The following is an 11340-nucleotide window of genomic DNA, read 5'->3' as shown; positions in this document are numbered from 1 at the left end:
TGGTTCGAGATCAACAAGTCGGGCGGACCGACAATTTACCCTGCCTACTAACCCTGTGCCTGTCGCCATCTGCGCGTACCGGCAACGCATAAGCTGTCCAACCCAAGCAAATTCACAATGGATCTTTTTACGCCGGGTGCCCAAGCCCAAAACCCTGAACCTGCCGACGAGGATTGCCTCGCCGCCTACGCGCAGCGCGCCTACCTCGAATACGCGCTAAGCGTGGTCAAGGGCAGGGCGCTGCCCGATGTGTGCGACGGCCAAAAGCCGGTGCAGCGGCGCATTTTGTACAGCATGGCGCGCATGGGCCTGGGCTTTGGCGGCGCCAACGGAAACAGCGGTGCCAGACCGGTCAAAAGTGCCCGCGTGGTGGGCGATGTGCTGGGCCGTTTCCACCCGCATGGCGACCAGGCGGCTTATGACGCGCTGGTGCGCATGGCGCAAGACTTTTCACAGCGTTATCCGCTGATCGACGGACAGGGCAACTTCGGCAGCCGTGACGGCGACGGCGCGGCGGCCATGCGCTACACCGAGGCGCGGCTGGCCCGAATCACCAGCCTGCTCATGGAGGAGATCGATGAGGGCACGGTGGACTTCGTGCCCAACTACGATGGATCGACCGAAGAGCCGCGGCAACTCCCGGCACGCCTGCCGTTCACGCTGCTCAACGGCGCCAGCGGCATTGCCGTGGGCTTGGCCACCGAAATCCCCAGCCACAACCTGCGTGAGGTGGCCGACGCCTGTGTCGCCCTGATCAAAACGCCCCAACTCAGCGATGACGAACTGTACACGCTGATCGCCGGGCCCGACTACCCGGGTGGTGGGCAGATTATTTCGAACTCTGCTGAAATTGCGGCGGCCTACAGCACCGGCCGAGGTTCACTCAAGGTGCGGGCACGCTGGAAGATTGAAGACCTGGCGCGCGGCCAGTGGAAACTGGTGGTGCAGGAGCTGCCGCCCGGTGTCAGCACCCAGAAGGTGCTTGAAGAGATTGAAGAGCTGACCAATCCAAAAATCAGGGCCGGTAAAAAGGCGCTCAGCCAGGACCAGGTGCAACTCAAGCAGACCGTGCTGGCCGTGCTGGACCTGGTGCGCGACGAATCCAGCAAGGATGCCGCCGTGCGCCTGGTGTTTGAGCCCAAGACCAGCAAGGTCGGGCAGTCCGAACTCATCAACACCTTGTTGGCGCACACCAGCCTGGAGAGTTCATCCTCCATCAATCTGACCATGGTGGGGCTGGATGGCAAGCCGACGCAAAAGTCCTTGCGGCAGATGCTGGTGGAGTGGATAGCGTTTCGCCAGACCACGGTGCAGCGGCGCTCGCAGCACCGTTTGGACAAGGTGCTGGACCGCATTCACATTCTTGAAGGGCGCCATTTGGTGCTGCTCAATATCGACGAAGTGATTGCCATCATTCGCCAGTCCGACGAGCCCAAAGCCGCGCTGATCGAGCGATTCAAGCTCAGTGACCGGCAGGCCGAAGACATTTTAGAAATTCGCCTTCGCCAGCTGGCGCGGCTCGAAGCCATCAAGATTGAGCAGGAGCTTAAAACCCTGCGTGAAGAGCAGGGCAAGCTCGAAGAAATCCTGGGCAGCCCGACGGCGCTGCGCCGACTGCTGATCAAGGAAATTGAAGCGGACGCCAAGCAGTTTGCCGACCCGCGCCGTACGCTGATTCAGGCCGATAAAAAAGCCGTGCTGGAAGTCAAGGTGCTGGACGAGCCGGTCACGGTCGTGGTGAGCGCCAAGGGCTGGGTCCGCGCCCGCACGGGTCACGGCCACGATTCCGTGAGCTTTGCCTTCAAGGCCGGCGACGGCTTGTACAGCACCTTTGAATGCCGCACGGTCGATACCTTGCTGGTGTTCGGCAGCAACGGCCGCGTGTACTCCGTGCCCGTGGCCGCACTGCCCGGCGCACGCGGCGACGGCCAGCCCGTCACGACGCTGATCGAGCTGGAGTCTGGCACGCAAGTGCTGCACTACTTTGCCGGGCCCGCCTCGGCCGCGCTGCTGCTGTCCAGTTCGGGGGGCTACGGTTTCCTGGCCACGGTGGAGAGCATGGTTTCGCGCAACAAGAGCGGCAAGGCCTTCATCAGCCTGGGCGAAGGCGAAACCGTGTGCCGTCCCTCGCATGCACAGGGCAGCACCAGCGCGCAGCCCTTGCTGCCAGCCACGCATGTCGCCTGCGCCTCCACCGGCGGCCGCATCCTCACGTTTGAAATCAGCGAACTCAAGCAGATGGACAAGGGCGGACGCGGCCTCATGCTCATCGACCTGGAGCCCAAGGACGCGCTCGCGGGCGCAGCGGCTTACACCCGCAGCGTACGTATCGAAGGCATTGGGCGCGGCGGCAAAGCGCGTGAGGAAACCCTGGAAATCCGCAGCCTGAACAATGCCCGCGCGGCGCGTGCGCGCAAAGGAAAGGCGGCTGATCTGGGCTTCAAACCCACGGGGATTACGCGGGTTGAGTGATAAAAACGGCTGCTAGCGCTTTTGCGTTGGAGGGAGTAGCTATTAATTTTATAGCAATATACATACCCTCTTGACTGGGCAAGACGGCATCTAAGAGCTTACGTGTTCTCAGGTGCGGGGTACGACGGAGCGATCCTTCCCTGTTTAGGCTCCAAACGCGATGTCCGCTGCACGTCTGGCTTCAATAAGCGGTCCAAAGCTTGTTATGCCGGGAAGGGTCGCGTTGTGATGCGCTCGAATTTGCGCTCCAGAGGCATGGTCTTTGTCGTGGGTCGTATGTGCATCGGCGACAAGGACGACCTGATAGCCCAGCGCGGCCGCACGGCGCGTAGTCGTATCAACACAGAACTCCGAGGCATAGCCGCAGATCACCAACTGTTCGGTGGTCCAGCAGGAAAGCATCGCGCCCAATGTCGTACGAAGAAATGAGTCGGACGTTGTTTTTCGAACAATCGTGTCCGTGTCGGCTATGACGAAATTTCGTTCGAGTTGCCAGCTTTCCGAACCGTAAGCAAGCAAACCGGAAGGGGTCTCATGCTGAATGAACACGACCGGTACGCCGGTAGCGCGAGCGCGCTTTGATAGCGCGTTGATTCTTTCGACGACTGAAGCTGCCTCGTAAGGCGGCAGCGGTTCATCGAATAGTCCGCGTTGCACGTCGATAACCAGGAGGGCGGATTTCATGGAGAGAAATGGTATTTCGTGGTGTCTCTTGGGTCACGCGACCCCGCGGCCGTCAACGCAGTGATTGCTCAGTTTCAGTCTAGCCGGACGGCGAGCGAATCACTTTGTTCAAATCACTTCAGCCAATCTCAGCAATCAGCTCAATCTCAACGCAAGCCCCAAGTGGAATCTGCGCCACACCAAAAGCACTGCGGGCGTGCCTGCCAGCGTCACCAAATACTTCTCCCAGCAATTCGCTGGCACCGTTGGTCACCAGGTGATGTTCTGTGAAGTCGCTGGTCGAGTTGACCAGGCTCATGAGTTTGACGATGCGCTTGACCTTGTTCAGGTCGCCCACCGCCGCGTGCAGCGTGCCCATCAGGTCAATGGCGATGGCGCGGGTTGCCGCTTTGCCTTCTTCGGTGGTCATGGTCTTGCCCAATTGGCCGACGATGACCTTGCCGTCTTTTTTGGCGAGATGGCCGCTCAGGAAGACCAGGTTGCCGGTCTGCACGAAGGGCACATAGGCCGCCGCCGGGGCTGCCACCGTGGGCAGGGTAATGCCCAGTGCTTTGAGCTTGTCATAGACGTTTGGGGGGTTGATACTCATGGGGATGTCCTTGGGGGGTAAACGGTGGAATTCTTGAATATAGCGGGGAATAGCGGATGGGCGTAACGGCGACAACCAGACTGCGGGTTGGCATGGTGAGCCCAGGACTTGTTTTCAGTGGCTTCATCGTGGGTGTCGCCGCGCAACTTCAGCAGTCCGGTTTGTGGCCGGGCGAGTGGTATGCCGCGCTTGCGGCCCTGAGCGTGGCGATGATGGTCCTGTTGTGGGCTGCTACCGCCCGTAAAAAAGGCTCCATTCGCGGCACTGCGCTGACTGTTGTGGTGTTCGCAGCTTTGCTGGGCTTTGGCTTGACGGGCTGGCGGGCCAGCGCCTTTCAGTCCACCACATTGAGCCCGGCCCTGGAGGGGCGTGATATGGAGGTGACCGGCAGGGTGCTGGCCATGCCGCAGCCCGGCGAAGACGGCGTGCGGTTTCGCCTTGGTATCGAATCTGCCCGCCTCAACGGGCAAACAGTAAAACTGCCACCGCAAATTTTGCTGGGCTGGTATTCGGGTTTTGGTGCGCGGGATGCCAAAAGCCTGCTTAATAAAGAAGTGGGACAAGACGCTGATCCTTTCGAGCTGGGGCTGGCGTTGCAGCGTCAGCCGCAAATCCTGCGCGCCGGTGAGCGCTGGCACATGACGGTGCGGCTCAAGGCGCCGCATGGCAACAGCAACCCCTACGGTTTCGACTACGAGCTCTGGCTGTGGGAGCAGGGCATTCAGGCCACCGGCTACGTGCGTGCCGGGCCGCATGATGCGCCGCCCCTGAAACTCTCCAGCAGCTGGGAGCACCCGGTGGAGCGCGCCCGCCAGTCGGTGCGGGAAGCGATTTACCAGCGCGTTGAAAACCGGCAGCTGGCCGGCGTGCTGGCCGCGCTGGTGGTGGGCGACCAAAACGCCATTGAGCGCGCCGACTGGGATGTTTTTCGTGCGACGGGCGTCGCCCACCTGATGAGTATTTCGGGCTTGCACATCACCATGTTTGCCTGGGCCGCGTCTTTGCTGATCAGCGGCCTGTGGCGGCGCTCTGTCAAGCTGACGCCACGGCTCTGCCTGGCGCTGCCGGCGAGCAGTGCCGGGGCCCTGGGTGGGCTTTTTCTGGCAACGCTGTACGCGCTGTTTTCAGGCTGGGGCGTGCCTGCCCAGCGCACCATCTGGATGCTCGCCGTGGTGGTCTTGCTGCGGCAAAGTGGCAAGCAGTGGCCCTGGCTGCAGACCTGGTTGCTGGCCATGGCGGTAGTCGTTGTGCTGGACCCCTGGGCCCTGATGCAGGCCGGGTTCTGGCTGTCGTTTGTTGCGGTAGGGGTGCTGTTTGCTACAGATTCAGGAGCGAATGACGTCCGTCATATGGAGGCTACAGGTCAATTTGCCTTAAAAAATGCGGTGGAACCAGCGTTTTGGCCGCAGGCGCTGGTGAAACCCGCGGCCGGTCTGATGCGTGCCGCACGTGAGCAATGGGTGGTCACGCTGGCGCTCACGCCCTTGTCGCTGCTGCTGTTCAACCAGGTCTCGCTGGTCGGCTTGCTGGCCAATGCGGTGGCCATTCCCTGGGTCACCCTGCTGGTGACGCCGCTGGCCATGCTGGGTGTGCTGTGGGCGCCGGTGTGGGATGGGGCGGCGTGGGCTGTGGGGCTGCTGGCGTGGTTTCTTCAGTGGCTGGCCAGCTGGCCGCTGGCCTCCATCAGTGTGGCTGCCGCGCCGTTGTGGTGCGCTGTCGCAGGCGTGCTGGGCGGTGGTTTGGTAGCCATGCGATTGCCGTGGCATTGGCGCGCGTTGGGCATCCCTTTATTGCTGCCGGTTTTGCTGTGGCAACCGGCGCGTGTGGCGCCGGGGCAGTTTGAGTTGCTGGCTGCTGATATCGGGCAGGGCGATGCGGTGCTGGTGCGCACGGCCAGTCATACCCTGCTGTACGACACGGGTCCGTTTTTTTCGCGCGAAAGCGATGCCGGGAACCGCGTGCTTGTGCCGCTGCTGCGAGCGCTGGGCGAGCGGGTGGACATGCTGATGCTGAGCCATCGCGACACCGACCACACCGGGGGCGCCTCAGCCGTGTTGGCCATGCAGCCGCAGGCAGCCTTGTTGAGCTCGATCGAAGACAGCCACGAGCTGCAGGCCTTGCGCAAATCGGTCCGCTGCGTGGCGGGCCAGCGCTGGGAGTGGGACTCGGTGACTTTTGAAGTGTTGCACCCGGCCGCCGCTGATTACGAAGTGGTGAACAAATCGAATGCCATGAGCTGCGTGCTGCGCGTCTCCAACGGCAGCCAGACCGCCTTGCTGGTCGGCGATATTGAGGTGCCCCAGGAACTCAGGCTGGCTTCGGGCACCGACTCGGCCCGTTTGAAGGCTGATTTTCTACTGGTGCCGCACCACGGCAGCAAGTCCTCATCGAGCGCGATTTTCCTGGACGCGGTGCAGCCGCAGCTGGCGCTGGCCCAGGCGGGCTATCGCAACCGCTTTGGCCATCCGGTCGAATCGGTGGTGGCGCGCTACCAGGCGCGCGGCATCCGGCTGATCAGGTCGCCGCAGTGCGGGGCTGCCACCTGGAAGAGCCTGAAGCCCGGGAACATCACCTGCCAGCGGCAAGAGGGTCAACGCTACTGGCACCATGTGGCTGCGCTTTAAAAAGCGCTGAATGCACCGGCCTGGCGCATAACTTGCTAAGCTATCTCGAAACAATGCACTGCGCAAACCTTGCAGGAGATCAAGCCCATGAGCCGACCGATGTTTGATGAGATGAATGCAACGGCATCCAGCGTCCGTGAGCACTACCAGGGCTACCAGCGCTGGCTGGCCAAACAGTCGGCCGAGGTGATGGAAGCGCGCCGCACTGAAGCGGAAATGATTTTTCGCCGCATGGGCATCACCTTTGCGGTATATGGCGCCAAAGACGAGGGCTCGGACAATGGGGGAACCGAGCGGCTGATTCCGTTTGACCTGATTCCCCGCATCATTCCGGCGCATGAATGGGCCAGTATGGAGCGTGGCCTGGTGCAACGCGTCACGGCGCTCAACCGCTTCATTCACGACGTGTACCACGGACAGGAAATCATCAAGGCGGGCGTGATTCCGTCCGAGCAGATTTTCCAGAATGCGCAGTTTCGCCCCGAGATGATGGGTGTGAACGTGCCTGGCAACATTTACTCGCACATCAGCGGCATCGACATCGTGCGCGCGCCCAATGCGCAAGGGGAGGGCGAGTACTACGTGCTCGAAGACAACCTGCGTGTGCCCAGCGGCGTGAGCTACATGCTGGAAGACCGCAAGATGATGATGCGGCTGTTCCCCGAACTCTTCAGTGAAAACCGCGTGGCCCCGGTGGCGCACTATCCTGATTTGTTGCTGGAGACGCTGCGGGCCATGGCGCCGCCCGCCACGGCCGAGCCCACCGTGGTGCTGCTCACGCCCGGCATGTACAACTCGGCCTACTTTGAACACGCGTTTCTGGCGCAGCAAATGGGCGTGGAGCTGGTCGAAGGTCAGGACCTGTTCGTCAAAGACAACTTTGTGTACATGCGCACCACGCGCGGCCCCAAACGCGTCGATGTCATCTACCGCCGCGTGGACGACGACTTCCTCGACCCGCTGGCCTTTCGCCCCGATTCCACCCTGGGTTGCGCCGGCCTGCTCAATGTCTACCGTAGCGGCAATGTCTCGCTGTGCAACGCCATCGGCACCGGCGTGGCAGACGACAAGTCGATTTATCCCTACGTGCCGAAAATGATCGAGTTCTACCTGGGCGAAAAGCCCATCCTCAAGAACGTGCCGACCTACCTGTGCCGCAACAAAGAAGACCTGCAGTACACCCTGGCCAACCTCAAGGACCTGGTCGTCAAAGAAGTGCATGGCGCGGGCGGCTACGGCATGCTGGTCGGGCTGGCATCGACCAACGCGGAAATTGAAGACTTTCGGCGCGCGCTGCTGGCCAACCCGTCGGGCTACATTGCCCAGCCCACCCTGAGCCTTTCGACCTGCCCCACGTATGTGGACAGCGGCATTGCCCCGCGCCACATTGACCTGCGGCCCTTCGTGCTGAGCGGAAAGGAAGTGCAGATGGTGCCCGGCGGCCTGACGCGGGTCGCCCTGAAAGAAGGCTCGCTGGTGGTCAACTCCTCACAAGGCGGCGGCACCAAGGACACCTGGGTTTTGCAAGGGGACCCCGCAGTGCCCAGGCCTGTCCAGTCACGATCACGAGTCGGAGGAATTTAAGCATGTTGTCTCGCACCGCTGACCACCTTTTCTGGATGTCGCGCTACACCGAGCGTGCCGGCGATATGCCGCAGGCATTCGCGGGGATGACTCATCAATTGCGCGAAGCGCTTGTGATGTCATCACCAAAACCCGCAAAGCGCGCCAGCGCTTTCGGTGTTTGAGGCTTACAGAGGAGAAAAAATGTTATCCCGCACCGCTGATCACCTTTTCTGGATGTCGCGCTACACGGAAAGAGCCGGCGATATGCCGCAGGCATTCGCGGGGATGACTCATCAATTGCGCGAAGCGCTTGTGATGTCATCACCAAAATCCGCAAAGCGCGTCAGCGCTTTCGGTGTTTGAGGCTTACAGAGGAGAAAAAATGTTATCCCGCACCGCTGACCACCTTTTCTGGATGTCGCGCTACACCGAGCGGGCCGAAAACACCGCCCGCATGCTGGATGTGAACTACCAGACCTCCTTGTTGCCGCAATCGGCTGCCGTGGTGCAGTTGGGCTGGCAGGGCCTGCTTAGCATCAGTGAGCTCAAACCGGCCTACGCCGCCAAGTATGGCAACAGCATCAACCCGCGTGATGTGATGGACTTCATGGTGCGCGACGAGAAAAATCCTTCAAGCATCATCTCGTGCCTGCGCAATGCCCGCGAAAACGCCCATGCCGTGCGGGGCACGCTGACCACCGATGTGTGGGAAACGCAAAATCAGACCTACCTGGAAGTTACCCGCATGCTGCGCAATGGCGATTTCGAACGCGACCCGGGCCAGTTTTTTGAATGGGTCAAGTTCCGCTCGCACCTGTCGCGCGGCGTAACGGCCGGCACCATGCTGCAGGACGAAGCGTTTCACTTTCTGCGCCTGGGTACTTTTCTGGAACGTGCCGACAACACCGCCCGGCTGGTGGATGTGAGGTTTCATGCCGTTCAAGGTGATTTTCTGGGCGCAACCGGCGAGAACGATCAGGAATACGATTTTTACCACTGGAGCGCGGTCTTGCGCAGCGTGTCCGGCTTTGAGGTGTATCGCAAGGTGTACCGCGACGTCATCAAGCCCGAGCGCGTGGCCGAATTGCTGATCTTGCGGGCCGACATGCCGCGTTCCCTGCTGGCCTGCCTCAACGAGGTGATGGGCAACCTTGCCATGCTCACCAGCGATGCATCCAGCGAAACGCAACGTCGCGCCGGAAAATTGCGGGCCGATTTGCAATATGCGCGAATCGACGAGATCCTGGCGACCGGCCTGCACGCTTTCCTGACCCAGTTCCTTGACCGGGTGAACGAACTCGGCGCGCACATCAGCCGCGAGTTTTTGGTTCCGGCTACCAGCTGAGCACTGCGCTGTCCATGAAGCTGCACGTCAAGCACACGACCGAGTACCGCTACACCGAGCCCTTGCGCTACGCGCTGCAAACGCTCTGGCTCACGCCGCAGTCTGGCCCTGCGCAAACGGTTGCGTTTTGGAGCCTGGGTGCGCCGCAAAAGCTTTTTGCCCAGCGCGATGCCTTTGGCAACAGCATTCACTCCTACAGTTTTGTGGGCCAGGCGGCTGACAACGTGCGCTGGAGCCTGATCAACGCGGCCGGCGAGGTAGAAACCCTGGGCGTGGCCGAATTCACCGATGCGGACAACCTGCCGCACCCCCATTTATTTTTGCGGGCCACGCACCTGGCTGAACCGCATCCGCAGCTGGCTGATTTTGGCCGCCGCTTCGTCAGTCCTTCAGTCACCGGCGGCGCGCTTGATTTGAGTATGATTTTGGCCCTGAGCCAAGGCGTGGCGGGCGCAGTAAGCTATAAAAAATATAGCACCAGCGTCACCACAACGGCGCTGGAGGCGTTTGAGGCAGGCGCCGGCGTGTGCCAGGATCAGGCGCATGTGATGGTGGCCATCTGCCGCAGCCTGGGGATTCCGGCCCGCTACGTCAGCGGCTATTTTTACGCAGCCAACGAGCCCGACCTGGCCAGCCATGCGTGGGTGGATGTGTGCCTCGATGTGGCCAGCCGACGCTGGGTCAGTATCGATGTCACCCACAGCTGCCCGATTGACGAGCGCCATGTGCGGCTGGCCATGGGCACCGACTACAACGCCTGCCCACCCATCAAGGGCGTGCGGCAGGGCGGTGGTCTGGAATCCATGACCGTGAACATCACGATTGAGCCGGCTTGAACCGGCTTGGGCTTCAATGAGCCCGCCTCGCAACCATTATTTGATGGGAATCGCACTCGCTGCACAACCATCTGCATCTGTCGCTGTACGAACCCAGGCAGTCGGTCGAATCGGGCAACTCAACCGTCCGCAATGCAGCGTCAAGAGTCGTTCACGACAGGCAGCTTTCCGGTTTCCCAGTTCGACTCCAGTCAGAAACCCATCGCACCATACCCTCGACCAGCTCCCGCACCAATCCGGGTGTCCACGGCGCTTGAGATATATCAACCCTTGGTGACGGCGACGACATAAAGTGTGATCAGCGGGATACGTCTGGAGCGTGCGATAACGCACAGAGTCTCCCAGTCGGATTTGAGTAAGCTGGGAGAAGAGCAAGTCTTTGAAGAAGGGTCGGTGTAGCTGTACGTTGACAACGCGCCCGCCCCTTGATCCAACCGGAAGGTAGAAAATGCGCTACGTACTCATTGTGTTTTGGATGTTGTTGTGCTCGGTGACTTCGGCCATGGCCCAGGTCAGCCTTGGCATCGGTATCGCGCTTCCCGGTGTGAGCATCGGGATCAACCTGCCGATGTACCCGCAACTCGTCCGGGTGCCGGGCTACCCGGTCTACTACGCCCCGCGACTGAATTCAAACTTCTTCTTTTACGATGGCATGTACTGGGTGTACCAGGATGACAACTGGTATGCAAGCTCTTGGTACAACGGGCCTTGGGGACTGGTGGGGCCGGAGTATGTGCCGCTGTTCGTTCTGCGAATCCCAGTGCGCTACTACCGGGCGCCTCCTGCGTACTTTCGCGGGTGGCAGTCGGAGGCGCCGCCACGCTGGGGTGAGCACTGGGGCACAGGATGGGAGCAGCAGCGCAGCGGATGGAACCAGTGGAGCCGCAATTCTGCGCCAGCGCCCGCCCCGCTGCCTGTCTACCAGCGGCAGTATTCAGGGAATCACTATCCGCCAGTGCAGCAACAGCAGCAGCTTCAGAGCCAGCATTACCGTTACCAGCCGCGTGAGGCCGTAGTGCAGCAGCACTATCAGGAGCAGGCAAAGCAACGAGGATCCGCGACTTCTCAGCGCGAACAGCCAGGAATATCTCCGCAGAGAAGGCCCCAGCAGCAAGATGCCCAGCGTTCCAACCCGACATCGATCCAGCAGGGCGGTCCAGCCGTCCCACGCTCACAGCCGCCGCAAAAAGGAGGCGTAGAAGTTCAGAGAGCAGCACCAACCCA

At 61.2% G+C, this 11340-nt stretch carries 10 protein-coding genes; 8 read left to right on the top strand and 2 right to left on the bottom strand.

Annotated features, from left to right (window positions below; all coding sequences use genetic code 11):
• Positions 1–117: 117 nt before the first annotated feature.
• Entirely contained in the window at positions 118–2472 is a 2355-nt protein-coding gene (gene parC, locus B3F77_RS20650; protein ID WP_293606776.1) for a DNA topoisomerase IV subunit A, read from the top strand.
• Between the two features lie 144 nt (positions 2473–2616).
• On the opposite strand, the gene B3F77_RS20645 is transcribed toward parC, so the two are convergent.
• A complete protein-coding gene (locus B3F77_RS20645) occupies positions 2617–3156 on the bottom strand; it encodes a cysteine hydrolase family protein (protein WP_293606775.1) in 540 nt (179 codons plus the stop codon).
• 118 nt (positions 3157–3274) lie between these two features.
• Complete coding sequence (locus tag B3F77_RS20640; protein WP_293606774.1) at positions 3275–3745, bottom strand: RidA family protein; 471 nt, start codon at positions 3743–3745, stop codon at positions 3275–3277.
• Positions 3746–3840: 95 nt separating this feature from the next.
• Between B3F77_RS20640 and B3F77_RS20635 the strand changes: the two genes are divergently transcribed.
• The 7 genes from B3F77_RS20635 to B3F77_RS20605 form a co-directional block, all read left to right on the top strand.
• Positions 3841–6369 carry a DNA internalization-related competence protein ComEC/Rec2 gene (locus tag B3F77_RS20635; protein ID WP_293606773.1) on the top strand — a complete coding sequence of 843 codons (2529 nt, stop codon included), beginning with the start codon at positions 3841–3843 and terminating at the stop codon, positions 6367–6369.
• An 87-nt stretch (positions 6370–6456) separates the two neighbouring features.
• The gene (locus tag B3F77_RS20630; protein ID WP_293606772.1) at positions 6457–7953 is read left to right on the top strand and encodes a circularly permuted type 2 ATP-grasp protein; all 1497 of its coding nucleotides are present in this window, start codon (positions 6457–6459) and stop codon (positions 7951–7953) included.
• A 2-nt stretch (positions 7954–7955) separates the two neighbouring features.
• Positions 7956–8117, top strand: coding sequence for an alpha-E domain-containing protein (locus B3F77_RS20625; protein WP_293606771.1), 162 nt, complete (start codon positions 7956–7958; stop codon positions 8115–8117).
• 19 nt (positions 8118–8136) lie between these two features.
• The gene (locus tag B3F77_RS20620; protein WP_293606770.1) at positions 8137–8298 is read left to right on the top strand and encodes an alpha-E domain-containing protein; all 162 of its coding nucleotides are present in this window, start codon (positions 8137–8139) and stop codon (positions 8296–8298) included.
• A 19-nt stretch (positions 8299–8317) separates the two neighbouring features.
• Positions 8318–9280, top strand: coding sequence for an alpha-E domain-containing protein (locus tag B3F77_RS20615; protein ID WP_293606769.1), 963 nt, complete (start codon positions 8318–8320; stop codon positions 9278–9280).
• A gap of 14 nt (positions 9281–9294) precedes the next feature.
• Positions 9295–10116, top strand: a complete 822-nt coding sequence (locus B3F77_RS20610) for a transglutaminase family protein (protein ID WP_293606768.1) — start codon at positions 9295–9297, stop codon at positions 10114–10116.
• 448 nt (positions 10117–10564) lie between these two features.
• A partial coding sequence (locus B3F77_RS20605; protein ID WP_293606767.1) for a hypothetical protein occupies positions 10565–11340 on the top strand: 776 nt, incomplete at its 3' end.

The organism is Polaromonas sp. UBA4122, assembly GCA_002381615.1.
GTDB lineage: Bacteria > Pseudomonadota > Gammaproteobacteria > Burkholderiales > Burkholderiaceae_C > Polaromonas.
The sequence above is the reverse complement of the archived record's forward strand: the minus strand, read 5'-3'. Positions and strand labels throughout refer to the sequence as shown.